Source organism: Paenibacillus illinoisensis NBRC 15959, assembly GCF_004000925.1.
In the GTDB taxonomy this organism is placed as follows: Bacteria; Bacillota; Bacilli; order Paenibacillales; family Paenibacillaceae; genus Paenibacillus; species Paenibacillus illinoisensis.
Window position 1 is genome coordinate 1 of the sequence record NZ_BIME01000021.1, and the last position, 17,617, is coordinate 17,617.

The 17,617-nt window shown below is 47.9% G+C and carries 17 protein-coding genes and 1 other RNA gene; 2 read left to right on the plus strand and 16 right to left on the minus strand.

Features of this window, described 5'->3' with window-relative positions; translation table 11 throughout:
* Positions 1 to 195: 195 nt before the first annotated feature.
* From PIL01S_RS28425 to rpoE, 14 genes are all read right to left on the minus strand, one after another.
* Positions 196 to 465 (minus strand): pro-sigmaK processing inhibitor BofA family protein, encoded by a 270-nt coding sequence (locus PIL01S_RS28425; protein ID WP_127541109.1) that lies wholly within the window; start codon positions 463 to 465, stop codon positions 196 to 198.
* A 29-nt stretch (positions 466 to 494) separates the two neighbouring features.
* Positions 495 to 722 (minus strand): DUF2508 family protein, encoded by a 228-nt coding sequence (locus PIL01S_RS28430; protein WP_127541158.1) that lies wholly within the window; start codon positions 720 to 722, stop codon positions 495 to 497.
* Between the two features lie 255 nt (positions 723 to 977).
* Positions 978 to 1,577, minus strand: a complete 600-nt coding sequence (gene recR / locus PIL01S_RS28435; RefSeq protein WP_127541111.1) for a recombination mediator RecR — start codon at positions 1,575 to 1,577, stop codon at positions 978 to 980.
* A gap of 34 nt (positions 1,578 to 1,611) precedes the next feature.
* Positions 1,612 to 1,923 carry a YbaB/EbfC family nucleoid-associated protein gene (locus PIL01S_RS28440; RefSeq protein ID WP_095293487.1) on the minus strand — a complete coding sequence of 104 codons (312 nt, stop codon included), beginning with the start codon at positions 1,921 to 1,923 and terminating at the stop codon, positions 1,612 to 1,614.
* 53 nt (positions 1,924 to 1,976) lie between these two features.
* Complete coding sequence (dnaX, locus tag PIL01S_RS28445) at positions 1,977 to 3,731, minus strand: DNA polymerase III subunit gamma/tau (protein ID WP_127541113.1); 1,755 nt, start codon at positions 3,729 to 3,731, stop codon at positions 1,977 to 1,979.
* A 175-nt stretch (positions 3,732 to 3,906) separates the two neighbouring features.
* Positions 3,907 to 4,174: signal recognition particle sRNA large type (ffs, locus tag PIL01S_RS28450), an RNA gene on the minus strand.
* A 138-nt stretch (positions 4,175 to 4,312) separates the two neighbouring features.
* Positions 4,313 to 4,510 carry a 50S ribosomal protein L31 gene (gene rpmE / locus PIL01S_RS28455; RefSeq protein WP_095293485.1) on the minus strand — a complete coding sequence of 66 codons (198 nt, stop codon included), beginning with the start codon at positions 4,508 to 4,510 and terminating at the stop codon, positions 4,313 to 4,315.
* 103 nt (positions 4,511 to 4,613) lie between these two features.
* Positions 4,614 to 5,888: a radical SAM family protein gene (locus tag PIL01S_RS28460; RefSeq protein ID WP_095293484.1), complete on the minus strand. Its 1,275-nt coding sequence runs from the start codon at positions 5,886 to 5,888 to the stop codon at positions 4,614 to 4,616.
* A gap of 95 nt (positions 5,889 to 5,983) precedes the next feature.
* On the minus strand, positions 5,984 to 7,306 hold the full coding sequence (gene rho / locus PIL01S_RS28465) for a transcription termination factor Rho (protein WP_095293483.1): 1,323 nt from the start codon (positions 7,304 to 7,306) through the stop codon (positions 5,984 to 5,986).
* 471 nt (positions 7,307 to 7,777) lie between these two features.
* Positions 7,778 to 9,031: a UDP-N-acetylglucosamine 1-carboxyvinyltransferase gene (locus PIL01S_RS28470; protein WP_095362302.1), complete on the minus strand. Its 1,254-nt coding sequence runs from the start codon at positions 9,029 to 9,031 to the stop codon at positions 7,778 to 7,780.
* 147 nt (positions 9,032 to 9,178) lie between these two features.
* Positions 9,179 to 10,033 carry a class II fructose-1,6-bisphosphate aldolase gene (fba, locus tag PIL01S_RS28475; protein ID WP_095293481.1) on the minus strand — a complete coding sequence of 285 codons (855 nt, stop codon included), beginning with the start codon at positions 10,031 to 10,033 and terminating at the stop codon, positions 9,179 to 9,181.
* Positions 10,034 to 10,292: 259 nt separating this feature from the next.
* A complete protein-coding gene (locus PIL01S_RS28480; protein ID WP_095293480.1) occupies positions 10,293 to 10,679 on the minus strand; it encodes a response regulator in 387 nt (128 codons plus the stop codon).
* A gap of 252 nt (positions 10,680 to 10,931) precedes the next feature.
* Positions 10,932 to 12,536: a CTP synthase gene (locus tag PIL01S_RS28485; protein WP_095293479.1), complete on the minus strand. Its 1,605-nt coding sequence runs from the start codon at positions 12,534 to 12,536 to the stop codon at positions 10,932 to 10,934.
* A 490-nt stretch (positions 12,537 to 13,026) separates the two neighbouring features.
* Entirely contained in the window at positions 13,027 to 13,599 is a 573-nt protein-coding gene (gene rpoE, locus PIL01S_RS28490; RefSeq protein WP_127541115.1) for a DNA-directed RNA polymerase subunit delta, read from the minus strand.
* Positions 13,600 to 14,026: 427 nt separating this feature from the next.
* Here rpoE and PIL01S_RS28495 point away from each other — a divergent pair, with 427 nt between their 5' ends.
* On the plus strand, positions 14,027 to 15,181 hold the full coding sequence (locus PIL01S_RS28495) for a S8 family peptidase (protein WP_127541117.1): 1,155 nt from the start codon (positions 14,027 to 14,029) through the stop codon (positions 15,179 to 15,181).
* Positions 15,181 to 15,450, plus strand: coding sequence for a hypothetical protein (locus PIL01S_RS28500; RefSeq protein ID WP_127541119.1), 270 nt, complete (start codon positions 15,181 to 15,183; stop codon positions 15,448 to 15,450). Before PIL01S_RS28495 ends, PIL01S_RS28500 begins: the two co-directional genes overlap by 1 nt.
* Here the strand turns inward: PIL01S_RS28500 and argS are convergent.
* Both argS and PIL01S_RS28510 read right to left on the minus strand, forming a co-directional pair.
* A complete protein-coding gene (gene argS, locus PIL01S_RS28505; protein WP_127541121.1) occupies positions 15,398 to 17,077 on the minus strand; it encodes an arginine--tRNA ligase in 1,680 nt (559 codons plus the stop codon). The genes PIL01S_RS28500 and argS overlap by 53 nt on opposite strands.
* On the minus strand, positions 17,074 to 17,499 hold the full coding sequence (locus tag PIL01S_RS28510; protein ID WP_095293474.1) for a YwiB family protein: 426 nt from the start codon (positions 17,497 to 17,499) through the stop codon (positions 17,074 to 17,076). Before PIL01S_RS28510 ends, argS begins: the two co-directional genes overlap by 4 nt.
* Positions 17,500 to 17,617: the final 118 nt, after the last annotated feature.

Genomic DNA, 17,617 nt, shown 5'->3' on the forward strand with positions numbered 1-17,617 from the left:
ATTCATTCGTTGTCGTCACTATTTTCTCTCAGCGGCGACTTTTATAATATACCATACTTCGTTTGTTTTCGTCAAGCACTTTTTTGAAGTTTATTTTCAAAGCTCTTAGTGACCTTTGTTTTATTTTCAAATTTTCTCGACCAAGCAAGCAAAGCAACGAGATATAATGTACCATAATTCTCTGCACTGAGTCAACTACCCAAACAAAGTAATTTTCAACCCCAGCAAAAGCCCCACTCCTGGCAGGCCCAAAATACTTACTGTACCGATTGTAGCAGGATTCAGAGGTATGTAGGCACCCGTAATCCAACCGGAATAATTGACAACATAGATCCCGATCGCAGCCAAAGCCAGATGTATCCCAAATGATGTTACCCACGACAATCCGATTCGCTTTCTGAACAATATGATCACAAGCGCCAGTAATGAAGCCACAAGCACGCTTCCTAGAATCACACTTTTCATATTAAGCACCTCCCTGTCTTATTCTTTCATCACACACTCATGCCCCGATCCATTACAGCCGACTTCTTCATCCCTGCCCGTTTCGCCCGCTTCAGATGAATCTGGTACTTACGCTCTGCTGCTTCCAGAACATATATAGCATAATCAATTTCATCTTCCCCCTGCGCTTCTTCAAACTGCCTTACCGCACGCTCCCACTCCGCTTTTGCCTTTTCAATCTCCAAGTAGATCTGTTCTTCTTCCTGCTCCTTCTGCATTTGGGTGCGTTTCTCCACTGCCCGTCCTGCATTTTTCCAGAAAAACATAAGCTCTCCCCCTTTGATTAAGCACAGCATATTCTCATACTTATCAAGGGAAGGACAAACTTAGAACTATGAGCCACAAATTTCCCGTGGCACTTCGTTCTCGCCAACAAAAAAAGAGAGCCTCTCGGCTCTCTGGATGAATCCATTCAATTCTTCAACTATTTCACTCTATACCAAGCCATGTTCCTCTTAATCGCACTTACACGCTTATCGGATCTCTCTGCGGCCTTCCAGCGCCTTCGATAGTGTCACTTCATCTGCATACTCCAAGTCCCCACCTACAGGCAGTCCATGGGCTATCCGGGTCACTGTAATCTCGAACGGACGAACCAAACGGGAAATATACATCGCCGTCGCCTCACCCTCAATATTCGGATTTGTTGCCAGAATCAATTCTTGCACACGTTCATCACTCAGCCGGGTCAACAGCTCTTTCAGCCGAATATCATCAGGGCCGATTCCCTCCATTGGAGAGATCGCACCTTGCAGCACATGATAGTATCCATCAAATTCTTTGGTACGTTCCATCGCAACAAGGTCCTTGGAATCTTGAACCACACAAATGACAGAACCATCCCGGGACTTATCCTGACAAATGCGGCATGGATCGGTATCTGTGATATTACAGCATACCGAGCAATAATGAAGGTTACGCTTCACACTAACAAGCGCCTTGGCAAAATCAATAACATCATCTTCCTTCATGTTAAGCACATGAAAAGCTAATCTCGCAGCTGTCTTGGGGCCAATACCCGGCAAACGGGTAAAAGCATCAATAAGTTTCGCTATCGGTTCGGGATAATACAATCGATTGTGTCTCCTTTGACAGGATCAATTTTAATTAAAACAATCCCGGAATTTTCATGCCGCCTGTGAATTTGCCCATATCCTGGTTAGCAATTTCATCAGCTTTGCTCATCGCATCATTTACAGCAGTCATAACGAGATCCTGCAGCATTTCTACATCTTCCGGATCTACCGCTTCTGGTTTAATGGTAATGGACAGCAATTTTTTGTGTCCGTTAACCTCAGCTGTAACTACACCGCCACCCGAAGTACCTTGAACCGTTTTGTCTGCCAGTTCCTCTTGTGCCTTCAGCATTTGCTCCTGCATTTTCTTCACTTGCTTCATCATTTGGTTCATGTTGTTCATGATTGTTCATCTCCTTTGTTATAGTTAATGATGCGCGCTTGCGCTAGGTACATCTATTCCTTGATCACTACAAGATCTTCACCGAAGAGCTGGATGGCTTCATCAATCCAAGGTTGCTTGCTGCCTGACCCGCCGTCTTCATGCTCAGGTTCAAGCTTAAAGTCCTCCTTTGGCGCTTCAGCAGCTCCTTCCATGGCTCCCGTCCAGTCCTTAAGCATCATCGTCACCAGACGAGCTGAACGCCCAAGCTGTTCAGATAGCACGCGCTCAATCACTTCACGATTAGCCTGCTTCTCTGTCGTTTCACGGTGAATGTTGTTTTTGAAAGCAACCAATACATTGTCTTCCAGCATAGATACAGGCTCACCATCCATAAACCAGGCATGGACCGTAACCTTCTCTTCTTTAACACGCTGCAGGATTTGACTCCACTTTCTGCTGATCTCCACGAATTCTGGAGATCCCTTGCGCGCCACGTATTGATCCAGCTGTGCAGGTAGCTTCGCCGGAGCATTCCCCCTGGATACGGGAGCACGAGTTGCCGGTCGCGAAGGACTGCTTGGTGCAGCCTCTCCACCAGAGAGGCCACTTTTCAGCGCACGATCCAGCTTCTTCTCCAGCTCGGCAAGCTGTTGTTTCAAGCGGTTAATTTCGCCGCTGTCAGCTTGTGAGGACGCCGTCGCTCCTGCTGATACAGCAGCTTGATTCGGTACCTCTCCCTGCGCAGGTATACTGCACAGCTTGAGCAGAGCCACTTCAAATAACGTTTGCGGCTGTACTGCATATTTCATCTCACTCTGGTATCGGTTAAGTGTATCAATCATCTGGAACAGCTGTTCCTTCGTGAAGGATTCTGCCATATCACGGAATGACTCAGGGTTAAGCACCCGGTCTGTCAGTTTATCAGCATCCGGTACCATCTTGATCATAAGTAAATCACGGAAGTAATACAGCAAGTTTTCCATACATTTATCTGCACTCTTGCCTTCATGCATAAATCCTTCGATCATCTGCAAAATATGTCCGACATCACCTTTAAGCAGTGAAGCGGCAAGCTTGGCAAATTGCTCTGAAGGAATTCCTCCGGTCATATCCATAACCTGCTGATATGTTACTCTTCCATCGGTGAAAGAAGAGATCTGATCCAGAACACTGAGCGCATCCCGCATTCCCCCGTCCGACAGACGAGCGATGTATTGGAGCGCATCCTGATCAGCCTCCATACCCTCCTGTTCGCAGATCAGCGTAAGTCTTGCCGTCTGCTCCTCTAGGGAAACCCGGCGGAAATCGAATCGCTGACACCTGGAGATAATTGTGGCCGGAAGGCGGTGTGGTTCGGTTGTTGCCAAAATAAACATGACATGCGGAGGAGGCTCCTCCAATGTTTTGAGCAAAGCGTTAAACGCCTCTGTCGTTAACATGTGCACTTCATCAATAATATAGACTTTCTGCCGGACTTCCGTCGGGGCATATTTAACCTTTTCACGAAGATCGCGGATCTCCTCAACACCCCGGTTGGATGCAGCATCAATCTCCTGCACATCCATTACCGAACCGGCCGTGATCCTGCGGCAAGCTTCACATTCGTTACAAGGCTCAGGCGCAGGTCCGCGCTCGCAGTTTACAGCTTTGGCCAAAATCTTGGCGGCACTGGTCTTCCCCGTTCCTCTGGGCCCGTTAAACAAGTAGGCATGGGAAGTCCGCTGTTCACGAATCGCGTTCTGCAAGGTCTGAATAATATGCTGTTGTCCCACCATATCTTGAAACGACTGGGGACGCCAAGCCCGGTATAACGCGATATGCTCCATGTTGCGTTACCTTCCTTCCACTTCGCATTCGAGTCCTTTGTCGTTCCCCCATTATACTATATTCCAGGGTGATTCCAAACTTTATCTGACCCATGATGCGTAGTTTTTTTGTACATATCAAAAAGACCTCTGCATACATACAACTGCAAAGGTCTCTACAATTTCAAATGGTAAGCCGTGCACCTGCTATCGATAATTGCGATCCAAGTGGCACCCCTGAACAACAGCTCAGGCTAGGCAACCCTCCGGCACAAGAGTGATCTCACTTATGGCTGCTTCCTTCCGGACCTGACCAGGTTCATGAGTACTCATTGCGGAGGACCCAACCGTCAACACCACGTTCAGGGACCAAACCTCACATCGACAAAACCTCTAGCAGGAATTCAACCTCGCTATAGCGGATTGCGAGTTACAGGGCACCGCTACCTCCCCATCTAGCACGGTAAGAAATAGTATAACGTAAGCTTATCCAAATTGCAACCAGGCGTGAACTGGAACCTTTATCCCTATATAAAAACCCCTGCCAATAGGCAGGGGTGGCTTGGATGCAATTAGCAGACAATTCACAGGGAATTGCTGAATTAGATTCCGTATTTTTTCTTGAAACGATCGACACGGCCGCCAGCATCGATAAACTTCTGTTTACCGGTGAAGAACGGGTGGCAAGCGGAGCAAATCTCTACACGAAGTCCTTCTTTAACTGAACCAGTCTCAAAAGTGTTACCGCAAGCGCAGGTTACTTGACCGATCGTGTATTTAGGATGAATTGCTTCTTTCATTACCTTTCACCTCTTTCCGCCCTGAGCCTCAAGCGGACCCAGAGTAAATGGCACAACTTCAGAGATTATAACACGGCCTCATGCGTGTTGCAATCGAATATTATCAAGAGGTGATGAGTCGTTTCGGACGCGCCATCCCGGCTGGAGGAACATGTGTATACGAGCCAATAACGACATCAGGCAGCTCTTCTTCGAAGATCTCAATCATTTGCTTCATTCCGAGAATATCACCTTGAGCTGGAGGGATAAGTTCCAGATAACTCTCCGGGTCGATGTTCAGATTCCGCATTTGAATTAAGCGCAGGTCTGTTCTCCGAGCAAACTCAATCATGGCTTCAATCTCCTCTTCCCGATCCGTGACACCTGGGAAGATCAAATAGTTAATCGATGTGTACACACCTTGTTGAGCCGCATACTTCATTGACTTCTCCACGTTAGCAAGTGTATAACCCCGTGGTTTGTAGTACGCATTATAGTGGTCATCCAGTGCACTAATCGTACTCACACGCATCAAATCCAGCCCTGCATCCACGATGCCCCGAATATGATCATTCAAACCAGCGTTGGTGTTAATGTTGATATATCCCATATCCGTAATGGAACGCACCTCACGAATGGCCTCAATAATCAACTTAGCCTGAGTTGACGGTTCACCTTCACATCCCTGCCCAAAGCTGATAATGGACTCTGGTGTTTTCAGATGTTCCAGCATAACCTCAACAATTTCGTCCACACGAGGCCGGAAATTCATTCGGGTCTGTGGCGAAACAAAGCCACTGTCATCTGGTTGTTCCGAAATACACCCGAAGCAGCCTGCGTTACAGGAGTACGATACCGGAACTCCACCTTCCCAACGATTCAGGAACGTATTTGACGATGTCAGACATTCATATCCAAGTGCACAGTTAGACAAATGGGTATACAGACGATTCTCAGGATACTTTTCAGTCATCCGCGTAACTCCAGCACGTACATCATCACGGTCACAGTTCAGCGGATTCCACTGATCCGGATGATCGGACATCCGGGCTGTAACGTAGAATGCATCATCTTTCCATACCACTGCGGAGTACCCGAACAAAGGAAGCTTATACTCTTTATCCGTTTTCACATAACCCGGCAAACACAGCCGAGTAAACCCTTGCGGGAGCAAAGCCCCGACCGCCTGTGTATCACTCGGAAGAGGCATCATCTCGCCAGTGTCTGGATCCATCCCAATGGGACGAGTGCTTGGTAATCCAACCAGAGTTGCACCCTCTGGTAGAGGAATGAGTTCATCCTCCATAATTTCAACGATCATATCTCCACTACGGGCAAGCCCATACAGGGATGGGTGATCAAATACATTTCCTTTTTCATCTGCGTATACTAAATACATGATGTTCTCCTCACATCTAATGGGTTAAACCGAACGACGAGTTTATGGTAAATCCAGCAGCAGAACTGCCAAATTCGAATGCGTAAAAGTACTTTTTAAGTTGTTGTTGCCGAGGTAGCCGTCTGTCTCGGCGAACGCCGAGTCGTTGTGGTCCCCGAATTGCTTGTATTGTTGCCCGCTGCATCAAACGCAGCCAAAAATTCTGCATTCGTTTTGCTGTTGCGCAGTTTTTTCAGGAAGCTTTCCACAAAATCATGGGAGTCATTCATATTTTTACGAATGGTCCAGATGGTATCAAGCTCTTCCTTGCTTAGCAGCACTTCTTCTCGGCGTGTACCCGAACGGCGAATATCGATGGCTGGGAAGATACGGCGTTCTGCCAGTTTGCGGTCCAGATGAAGCTCCATATTGCCCGTACCTTTAAATTCTTCATAGATAATGTCATCCATACGAGATCCCGTATCGATTAACGCTGTTGCCAGAATAGTCAGGCTTCCACCCTCTTCCACATTCCGCGCTGATCCAAAGAAACGTTTTGGGCGATGGAATGCTGCAGGGTCAATACCCCCACTAAGCGTCCGTCCGGATGGTGGGATAACCAGGTTATATGCACGAGCAAGACGCGTAATGCTGTCCAGCAAAATAACTACATCTTTTTTCGCCTCAACCAGACGCAGAGCACGTTCCAGCACCAGTTCCGCAACCTTGATATGATTCTCAGGCAGCTCATCGAACGTAGAAGCCACAACTTCCCCTTTTACCGAACGAGACATATCCGTTACTTCCTCCGGACGTTCATCAATCAACAGGACAAACAGTTCAATTTCTGGATTGTTGGTTGAAATGCTGTTGGCAATTTCTTTGAGGAGAAGCGTCTTACCTGCTTTGGGAGGTGCTACGATCAATCCGCGCTGTCCCAAACCTACAGGAGCCAGCACATCCATAATGCGTGTAGACAAATGGTTGGGGGATGTTTCGAGAACCAGCTTTTTCTGCGGATACAATGGGGTTAATGCCGGGAAGTGAAGTCTTTCCGCAGCAGCTGAAGGATTCTCACCGTTTACCGCATTGACTTGCAGCAAACCGAAATATCTCTCGTTTTCCTTCGGCGTTCTACATTTACCAGATACGAGGTCACCCGTTCTAAGATCGAACTTACGAATCTGCGAGGCCGATATATAAATGTCTTCGGTGCTAGGCAGGTAGTTAATCGGGCGGAGAAAACCGTAACCTTCCGGAAGGATCTCAAGCACACCTTGCATAAACATCAAACCGCTCTGTTCAGCCTGAGCTCGTAGTATGGCAAAAATCAATTCTTTCTTCTTCAGTGTGCCATAGTAGGGAATCTGATATTTTTTGGCCAGTTTGTAGAGGTCCGTTAGTTTCATTTCTTCCAAATCGGAAATTTGTAGATCCATATAATAACCACCTATTCAATTAATAAGTCCGTGAAATGGATAGTTTCGCTTGATGATCGGCTAAGGGAGAACAACACAAATCAGCTGCGTTCTCTTCTGTCCATTGTACGGAATGTAACCGTTATAATGCAAATACTTGTCGTTGAGTGTAAGTTTCCGGGTGGGATGACCATGATACAGTGTTACACACTTGTAAGTGAACATATAATTCACGAGGCTTTCGATCCGGGTACCCAGTCATGGAGCACAGACAAATCGGGGTTTGGGGAAAAGGAATGATGTCAGTTCATACAGCCATATGATATTTGATCCAAAAAAAGACCCTCCGGTTAAGGAAACAAAAACCATTTCGTCTTATCCCGGAGAGGCTGAGAACTCTATTAGAATAGGTTTACCCAATTGTTGTAAGGTTATGCAGTTCTGTCAAAATAATAACGTCAAGTCACCAATCTTGCAATATGGTAACTTACGCTATTCCGTTTCACGCCACACATCTGCACCAAGAAGACGCAGGTTGGTGACAAGGTGGTCGTAGCCACGATCAATAAACTCGACGCCTGTCACTTCAGTCACACCTTCTTTAACCGTCAGACCGGCAATGACCAGCGCTGCTCCGGCACGAAGATCCGATGCTTTTACTTTGGCCGCATTCAGTGCACCGCCTTCAATGATGGCTGAACGACCTTCCACTCGAATCTTGGCGCCCATACGCACCAGTTCTGGCACATGCTTAAATCGATTGCTGTATACAAAATCGCTCAGGACACTTACGCCTGTCGCTTGAGTTAGTACACTTGTCATCGGAGACTGCAAATCGGTCGGGAATCCCGGATACACCAGTGCCTTAACATCCACATGACTATAGGAAGGTTGTCCAATGACACGAATACTCTCATCCATCTCTTCAATGCCCACACCCATCTCCAGCAATTTGGCAGTTAACGCCTCCAGATGTTTGGGAATGACATTGTCGATCAAAACATTACCGCGCGTTGCCGCTGCGGCGATCATATACGTACCCGCCTGTATGCGGTCCGGGATAATGGAATGACGGCAGCCTTTGAGCTCCGACACGCCCTCAATACGAATCGTTTCAGTACCCGCACCCTTGATGCTGGCACCCATTGAATTCAAAAGTGTTGCTACATCTATAATCTCAGGCTCTTTAGCCGCGTTTTCGATAATTGTAGAGCCTTTGGCACGTGTTGCCGCCAGCATAATGTTAATGGTTGCACCTACACTGCTTACATCCAGGTAAATCTTAGCTCCACGCAGCTCTTTGGCATGCAGATGGATGGATCCATGTTCGTTCGTTACCGTTGCGCCAAGCGCTTCAAAACCTTTGATATGTTGGTCAATCGGACGAGGCTCAAAGTTACAACCTCCAGGCAAACCAATTGTTGCTTCTTTGAATCTTCCAAGCAATGCCCCCATCATATAATACGAAGCACGCAGCTTCTTCACGGGACCATTCGGCATAGGTATAGATTTGATATCGGAAGGATCGATCTTCATCTGACTGCCTTCCCAGAATACACGAGCTCCGAGTTCCTCCAAAATTTCCGCATAAACCGCCACATCACTCAAAAGTGGCAGGTTATCCAGCACGACCTCTGATTCGGCAAGCAATGCTGCAGGAATAAGCGCAATGGCGCTGTTCTTGGCGCCGCTTATGGTTACAGTCCCCTGTAACGGACGTCCGCCACTAATCATCAATTTTTCCATAAAGCTTAATGTCCCCCTACGTGTTTTGCAGCCGATGAACGGCATGACGTGCTGATGGCTCCCTACGTGAAATAAGGTGTGAAAATGGAAAGACACCGGCTAGGCGGTGTTCTTTCCACTTCACAGTATGGAACTGGTAAAGATAAATTACGCTTTGTTGTTGGAACCAAACTCGCGGATTTTACCTTTAACGGTTTCTTTGATTGCTTCACGGCCTGGTACGATGAACGTACGTGGATCGTAAGCATCTGGTTTAGCTGCAAGCACTTCACGAACCGCTTTTGTGAACGAAATTTGGTTCTCCGTGTTTACGTTAATTTTGGAAGTACCCAGGGAAATGGCTTTATCGATGTCATGTTTAGGAATACCTGTACCACCGTGCAATACGAGTGGAACTTGTACCGCATCACGAACTTCTTCCATTTCTTTGAAGCCGAGGTTTGGCTCGCCTTGGTAAGGACCGTGTACGGAACCCAGAGCTGGTGCCAATGTGTCGATACCTGTTTCTTTGACGATACGGATACACTCGTTCAAGTCAGCGTATTGGATGCCGCCGATAACGTCATCTTCCTGGCCGCCAACAGTACCTACTTCAGCTTCAACGGAAACGCCTTTAGCGTGTGCATATTCAACGACTTTTTTCGTCATTTCAATGTTCTCGTCGATGGAGTGGTGGGAACCGTCGATCATAACGGAAGTGAATCCGGCATCGATTGCTTCTTTACATTTATCAAAGCTGGAACCGTGGTCCAGGTGAATCGCAACTTCAACGGTGATTTTCATGTCATGAATAAGTCCTTCTACCATTTTAACTACTGTGTAGAAGCCACCCATGTGACGTGCTGCACCTTCGGATACACCAAGGATTACAGGAGATTTCTCTTCTTCTGCAGCTGCAAGAATCGCTTGAGTCCACTCAAGGTTATTGATGTTGTATTGACCAACTGCATATTTTCCTTCAAGTGCTTTGTTCAACATGTTTGTCATAGAAACTAATGGCATGGTTTCAATCCTCCTAGGGTTTGGGTTGTGTCTATGGTTTTTAGCCGAAATCACATACGGGCTTATTATACCACATCCCATGTCAAATACTAAACAAGCATTTGCAAAAATGCTGTGCTTTGCAGCACAGTTTTCATAGACACCGCATGAAGCCGCTCCCATTTCCAATATTCCCTCGTTAATTGGTCGAAATACCCATTGCCCCCAAGAAGTACATGCCCTATAGAGCACAGACAAAAAAATCCTGTATTCACAGGATTCAGCTGCACCTATTCGCCGTATCATTGCGAAGCTGCATGTTGACGGCCACGCGCATTTCATCAATATCGAACGGCTTCGTGAAATGCATAAGTGCACCGAGATCAGTAGCTTCCTTAATCATGTCCAGTTCGCCATAAGCTGTCATCATGATAACTTTGATATCCGGATCAATTTCCTTGATATGCTTCAAAATTTCAAGGCCATCCATGCCTGGAATCTTCATATCGAGCAACACTAGATCAGGTTTATCTGTATTCACAATTTCCAGAGCTATCTTGCCATTGGGAGCCTGGAATGTGTTATATCCCTCACTGCTGAATACTTCCATTAAGAGGATTCGAATCCCGTTCTGGTCATCAACGATTAACACTTTTTTATTTTCCACTCTGTAACCTCCTGGATTTTAGGAAAGCATGTATTTCTCCGAATCTGGATAACTATCCCATAGTCGTCATGATAAGTATTCTACCCTTCCCATTAAAATCCTGCCCCACGTACAAATTACAGCAAACATTTTATCCCTGTCACACTTGCATGGGAGCTATTGCAGAAACAAAAAAAGAGGTGCTCACCGCACCAGCCTGCAAACACAGGCCAATCGGCAAACACCCCTCTACATTATCGGGTAAACTTGATATTATTTTTCTGCATTTTCCAAAGAAGCTTTTACGAATTCACGGAACAATGGCTGTGGACGGTTCGGACGGGATGTAAATTCCGGATGGAATTGTACAGCCAGGAACCATGGGTGTCCCGGAAGTTCCACGATCTCAACCAGACGGCCATCCGGAGATGTACCGGAGATGACCAGACCTGCTTTTTCAATCGCTTCACGGTACTCATTGTTGAACTCATACCGGTGACGGTGTCTCTCATATACCAGCTCGTCATCATAACATGCCATAGCCAAAGAACCTTCTTGCAGCTTACAAGGATATAGACCCAGACGCATTGTACCGCCCAGATTTTCGATATCTTTTTGTTCTGGCAGCAGGTCGATTACCGGGAATTCGGTAGCCGGGTTAATCTCGGAGCTGTTCGCACCATTCAGGCCCACAATGGAACGTGCATATTCGATTACGGAAACCTGCATACCCAGGCAAATACCGAAGAATGGAATATTTTTCTCACGGGCATAACGGATCGCTGACACTTTACCTTCGATACCACGATCTCCGAAACCACCCGGAACAAGGATACCGCCAACACCATGCAGCAGGTCGCCTACGTTCTCGTCAGTGATATCTTCGGAATGGATCCAGCGAATCTTCACATCTGCATTGGATGCAAATCCTGCATGAGACAGGGATTCAACAACACTCAAATAAGCATCGTGCAGTGCTACATATTTACCAACAATGGCAATCTCAACTGTACGCTGCAATTTGCTGATGCGGTCAACCAGCCCTTCCCACTCGCTCATATCCGGTGCAGGAGTGGTCAGCTTCAGGTGATTTACCACGATTTCATCCAAACCTTCTTCACGCAGGTTCAAAGGTACTTCATACAACGTGCTTGCATCGCGACATTCAACTACGGCATTTTCATCAATGTCACAGAAGAGAGCGATTTTGGCTTTCATGTCTTTAGACAGCTCGTACTCTGTACGGCATACAATCACATTTGGCTGAATACCGATACTGCGCAATTCTTTCACGCTGTGCTGGGTTGGTTTGGTTTTCACTTCACCAGCTGCCTTGATGTAAGGAATCAGCGTTACATGGATATACATTACGTTGTCACGGCCAACATCACTCTTGATCTGACGAATAGCTTCCAGGAAAGGCAAGCTCTCGATATCGCCTACAGTTCCGCCGATCTCTGTAATAACAACATCCGAACCTGCTTCACGTCCAGCGCGGAATACGCGCTCCTTGATCTCGTTCGTAATGTGCGGAATAACTTGTACCGTACCGCCGAGGTATTCTCCGCGCCGCTCTTTGCTAATAACGGAGGAATACACTTTACCCGTCGTGACGTTGCTGTTTTTGGAGAGGTTGATATCGATAAAACGTTCATAGTGACCAAGGTCCAAATCCGTTTCCGCGCCATCATCCGTTACAAAAACCTCACCGTGCTGATAAGGACTCATTGTTCCCGGGTCAATGTTGATGTATGGGTCAAATTTTTGAATAGTTACCTTGAGACCTCTGTTTTTCAGCAGTCTGCCCAACGAGGCAGCCGTGATCCCTTTACCCAGGGAGGACACAACTCCGCCCGTCACGAAAATATACTTTGTCACTGTTATTACCCTCCTAATATAAATGCAGAAATTCAGGCGATATATGGTGTTATCGTAACCCGTTTCCCAGGTAATCATCGTTAAAAAGAGCAATGGCAGAAATTCCCTGCATCTGCGTACTGCTCTTTTGTGCGAAGACCGTGTGTAAACCTTGTTCTACAGCTAAGAATGGTGCAAATTTTCCGAAAGCCAAACATCCATGCCTGTCCCCAAGATGGCATCAACCCATCTCTTGACGACGTTTTTTTATATACAAAAAATGGGCCACGGATGTTTGGCCGGGAGCGTGCGGAAATCAATCATTTTGCAATATTCTGCCTCTAAAAATACAAAAAAAAGTACTCCCGCAGGACGGGGCACTTTTTATAAAAAACATAAATATATTCTCGCTCATTCATAAGCCCATGCAATAGTTTACCCGTTACCCCGTTCGCTGTCAAGGCTGACTATCTGGGGAAAACGGGTAAATTATCGACGTCAAAAATGACGGTTACTTATCGGAATCGTCGTCAAAATCATCCTCGTCTTCGGACTCATCTTCATCGTCTTCATCGAGGTCTTCGTCATCCAAATCATCATCTTCAACCAGAACTTCTTCATCGCTGTCATCTTCATCAAAGATGTCGTCATCGTCATCGTCATCGTCGTCATCATCATCTTGATCGTCATTGGCATTGTCGAAGTCTTCGTCGCTGTTGTAGCTGTCTTCCTCTTCGCCAAAGTCCTCATCTTCCAGATCATCGTCTTCATCGTTGATGATGCGCGGACGCTTCGCACCCGTCATGGAGTCTTCTGTTCCACCTACTGGATACCAGCGTTTCAATCCCCAAAGACTTGTACCGACGCAGGCAAAACGGCCATCGATATTGATCTCGGTATATAGCTGGGCGATAAACTCGTTGATTTCTTCATCAGTCATTCCGCGCTGTTTCGCTACCTCATTCATCAAATCACGGTAGTAGTACGGCGTATTGGCCGCTTTCAGCACCATAAAGGCAAGGTCAACCAAAGGAATCTCTCTTACCTTCTCTTTATCAATTTTCAAATTGAGCGAGGTACTCACTGACAGACACTTCCTCTCACACATAATTCACTTTATATCCCTACGAGCTGGACTGTTACGTATAACATATCCATTAACAAACCTAAGTAAAACCTATTTAGCGGTAAAAAGCAAGTTTTTATGTAGGCATTTGATATAAATTCAAGGTGCTGTGCTTCCCGTTTGCAAATATGTCGATTCTGTAAAAGTTAGCGAAAAATGAAAAAGACGGAGTCCCCTCCGCCTTCTGACTGTATACCCCTGAAGGATCGCTCCTCGCCAGGGTCCCCGCAAGAGCCCTCTAGCCCTCCATCCATCATATGTCCCTGCGCCCGTTTTGACACGGAGAGAACGTCTTTTTGTAAAAAAAGGGCAAGTTCCCCATGCGGCGGGATGAACGCATTCATAGAATACCTCAGCATGTTCATCCCGAAGGGGGCAGCCCATAATGGACTATACTGGTTTTTTGCATCAATTAGTTGAAGGAATGCAACGTCCTGAACCGGAACAGGCAGGGCGATATCTGATCCGGTTCGCCAAACCTGGACAGTATGAAGCCTGTCTGCTTGAGCTCTCGCGGATGCGGAATGAGCATACTCATCTTAGCATGGTACGATCCTCACGGCTGGCCCGCTCCATTATCGCTCCGATCCATTGTCCGGAGGTTCTGGATCCATACCGTGATGAGATTACTGTAGAGGAAGATATGCAAATCTCCCTTCATGCAACAGCACTTCACAACAAGCCGGCCACAGCTCAAGGGGTTCCATGGGGAGTGAAGCAGATTCGTGCACCGAAAGTATGGTCCGTCTCCACAGGACACCGGATCAAAATCGGCGTGATCGATACAGGTGCCGATTATCACCACCCTGATCTCAGATACTCCCTGGCTCGCGGGATCAACCTGTTAAACCGCAGTCTGCTTCCTCATGACGACAACGGTCATGGTACCCATATTGCCGGAACGATCGCCGCAGCGAATAGCACGGAAGGCATGATCGGTGTGGCTCCACGTTCCCTGATCTATCCGGTCAAGGCATTTGACCATAACGGTTCCGCCTATGTCTCTGACATTGTACTGGGCATCGATTGGTGTGTGCGTAACCGGGTCGATATTATCAATATGAGTTTCGGCATGAAAACCCGCAGCAAGGCACTCCTTGATGTGGTTAACCGTGCACATCAGGCTGGCATCGTCATTGTCGCTTCGTCAGGAAATGACGGCAAACGCCGCAGCATCGATTATCCTGCACGTTATCCGCAGACCATTTCGGTGGGAGCCACCGACAAAAATCGGCGGATTGCATCCTTCAGCAACCGCGGCGCATATGTGGATGTCTATGCCCCTGGCGACAAGATCATCTCTTCCTGGGTGCAGGGCAAGCACCATGAGATGAGTGGCACATCCATGGCTACGTCCCATGTGAGCGGCGCTATTGCGCTGCTGCTCGCGAAACATCCGGGTCTCTCGCCCAGCGAGATCAAGGCGCTGGTCAAGCGCGCAACCGTTCCGCTGCGCGCACGCAAGTCCACCACCGCGAAGAGCAAAGTGCGCGGTGGCGAGATTGACGCACTCCGGCTGATGCAGGAGGGCGGCGGGTGATGGGGCAGCTGCGTATTTCCACTGCCCCTGGGGTCTTGCCAGCAGCAGCCTTTGGCAGGCTGGCTGGCTCGGTGCCCGGCTGGTCCGCCAAGCCTTGGCGGGATGGAGCACCGGGCACAGCAAAAAAGTCTCCATGTCCACGCTGCATAGCAGGCGTGATGCATGGAGACTTTTTGCCATGGGCCAAGCCGCTGCTGCGATGCTTGGCCTTACGGTTTACATTTTGTCTGGTGCGGATACGCCAACCAGACGGAGCGCTGTCGCGATGACGGTGCGAACAGCACCAATCAGCGCCAGACGCGCTTGGGTTTGACCCGCGTCTTCGGTAATGACGCGTTCAGCACGATAGTAGCTGTGGAACAATGAAGCCAGCTCATATACATAACGGATCATGCGATGAGGCGCATATCCGGTAGCTGCTGCGGCAATCTCTTCAGGCAGCTCGCCCATTTTGCGAAGAAGATCGAATTCATGTTCCGTATTCAGCTTGGACAGGTCAATCTGTGCCAGCGGAAGCAGCTCAATACCCTGCTCTTCAGCCTGACGGTATACGCTGCATACGCGGGCATGTGCATATTGTACATAGAATACCGGGTTCTCATTGGACGTCGAAATCGCGAGATCCATATCAAAGTCCAGATGGGAATCCATGCTGCGCATCGTGAAGAAGTAGCGGATCGCATCAATACCCACTTCATCCATCAGATCTTCCATCGTTACCGCTTTACCGGTACGCTTCGACATCTTCACTTTTTCGCCGTTCTGGAACAAGCTCACCATCTGTGCAATCAATACCACCAGCTTGGATGGGTCATTACCCAGTGCCTGCATTGCTGCTTTCATCCGTGGAATATATCCATGGTGGTCAGCTCCCCAAATGTTGATCATCGTGTCATATCCACGGGAGTACTTGTCACGGTGATATGCAATATCCGGCGTCAGGTACGTGTATGTGCCATCGTTTTTGATCAATACACGTTCTTTGTCGTCACCATATTGCATGGTTTTCAGCCAAGTTGCTCCGTCTTTTTCGTAAATTTCGTCACGATCACGCAATTCGTCAAGGACACGAAGCACTTCCCCATTATCGTACAGAGAAGTCTCGCTGAACCAGATGTCGAAGTTAACGCGGAAGCGATTCAGGTCGCGCTTGATTTTATCGAGCTCTTTCTCCAGACCATAGTCACGGAAATAGGCAGCACGATCACCTGGATGCATCGACAGCAAGCTGTCTCCCTTTTCGGCTACCAGCTCCTTGGCAAATCCTTTGATATCCTCGCCGTGGTAACCATCTTCCGGCATCTCGGCATCCTGACCGAGCTCCTGCAAATAACGCGCTTCAATGGAACGTGCCAGGTTAAACACCTGGTTACCCGCATCATTAATGTAGTATTCACGTGTTACGTCATACCCGGCATAATCAAGGATGTTGCAGAGCGCATCACCCACAGCCGCTCCACGGGCATGTCCCAGATGCAAGCTGCCTGTCGGGTTCGCACTGACAAACTCCATCTCGACCTTGCGCCCTTCGCCGACATTGATCCGTCCGTAGTTCTCACCTTGTTCATGAACAAGTTCAAGCACCGGGTAAAGGTAGCTCTTGTCCAATTTGAAGTTGATAAATCCTGGTCCGGCAATCTCTGCCTTCTCGATTCCAGCTTCCACAAGGTTCAGATTCGCAATGATCTCTTCTGCAATCTGGCGTGGATTGCGCTTGGCAATCTTGGTCAGCTGCATGGCTGCATTGGTCGCCAAATCCCCGTGCGACTTGTCACGCGGCACTTCAAGTGTGATGGCTGGCAGTTCCTCTTGCGTAACGAGGCCGGCAGCAACAACAGCATTGCCGATCGCGGTACTTACCCGTTCGTTAATCGTATCTAGTGGATTACGTGTCATGAAATTGGTTCCTCCTGTATGTGCAAACTGATCTCAAAATGTCCGGCTTCTTCGTCAAAGCGGTAAAAGTCATAGCTCCACGCTGCGCGTGCGCTCAATCCCTGTATGGAAAGGTCCAGCTTATGTGTATGCGTGGACAGGGTAAATGACATGTAAGGTGATCGGTAAAAACCTGGGAGCTTGCGATTCATTTCAAACGTTTGCTCCGATTCCACCTCACCATGGCGTATAATCTTGAGGGATTGTCCACCAAGCTTCAATGTTGTTCGAGTAATACCGCCCTCAGGTCCAGCCTGCGGCTCTTCGTAACGAACGTAGAGCACAGAACCCTTCAACACGGCTTCACCCTTCATTTCCTGCAGCACATCTTCGCCTTCATAACGGCTGTGCAGCCGGATCTGAACCGGTCGCATGTTCGACATGAATGTTAACCTCCAATATATTCGAGGCGGCGCAAAATCGGGCAGGACCGGTGAGAACAGCCCTTCCCGAATTCGAGTACCGCTATACGCGCTAATATTACCGGATAGCTCTCTATCC

What these genes read in the sequence shown, in the direction of transcription:
- dnaX (WP_127541113.1), bottom strand. Translation starts at nt 3,731, where the DNA reads ATGGAGCATATCGCGTTATACCGGGCTTGGCGTCCCCAGTCGTTTCAA.
- PIL01S_RS28440 (WP_095293487.1), bottom strand. Translation starts at nt 1,923, where the DNA reads ATGAACAACATGAACCAAATGATGAAGCAAGTGAAGAAAATGCAGGAG.
- PIL01S_RS28495 (WP_127541117.1), top strand. Translation starts at nt 14,027, where the DNA reads ATGGACTATACTGGTTTTTTGCATCAATTAGTTGAAGGAATGCAACGT.
- rpmE (WP_095293485.1), bottom strand. Translation starts at nt 4,510, where the DNA reads ATGAAAGAAGCAATTCATCCTAAATACACGATCGGTCAAGTAACCTGC.
- PIL01S_RS28425 (WP_127541109.1), bottom strand. Translation starts at nt 465, where the DNA reads ATGAAAAGTGTGATTCTAGGAAGCGTGCTTGTGGCTTCATTACTGGCG.
- PIL01S_RS28500 (WP_127541119.1), top strand. Translation starts at nt 15,181, where the DNA reads ATGGGGCAGCTGCGTATTTCCACTGCCCCTGGGGTCTTGCCAGCAGCA.
- rho (WP_095293483.1), bottom strand. Translation starts at nt 7,306, where the DNA reads ATGGATCTACAAATTTCCGATTTGGAAGAAATGAAACTAACGGACCTC.
- PIL01S_RS28460 (WP_095293484.1), bottom strand. Translation starts at nt 5,888, where the DNA reads ATGTATTTAGTATACGCAGATGAAAAAGGAAATGTATTTGATCACCCA.
- fba (WP_095293481.1), bottom strand. Translation starts at nt 10,033, where the DNA reads ATGCCATTAGTTTCTATGACAAACATGTTGAACAAAGCACTTGAAGGA.
- PIL01S_RS28510 (WP_095293474.1), bottom strand. Translation starts at nt 17,499, where the DNA reads ATGTCGAACATGCGACCGGTTCAGATCCGGCTGCACAGCCGTTATGAA.
- PIL01S_RS28430 (WP_127541158.1), bottom strand. Translation starts at nt 722, where the DNA reads ATGCAGAAGGAGCAGGAAGAAGAACAGATCTACTTGGAGATTGAAAAG.
- PIL01S_RS28470 (WP_095362302.1), bottom strand. Translation starts at nt 9,031, where the DNA reads ATGGAAAAATTGATGATTAGTGGCGGACGTCCGTTACAGGGGACTGTA.
- argS (WP_127541121.1), bottom strand. Translation starts at nt 17,077, where the DNA reads ATGACACGTAATCCACTAGATACGATTAACGAACGGGTAAGTACCGCG.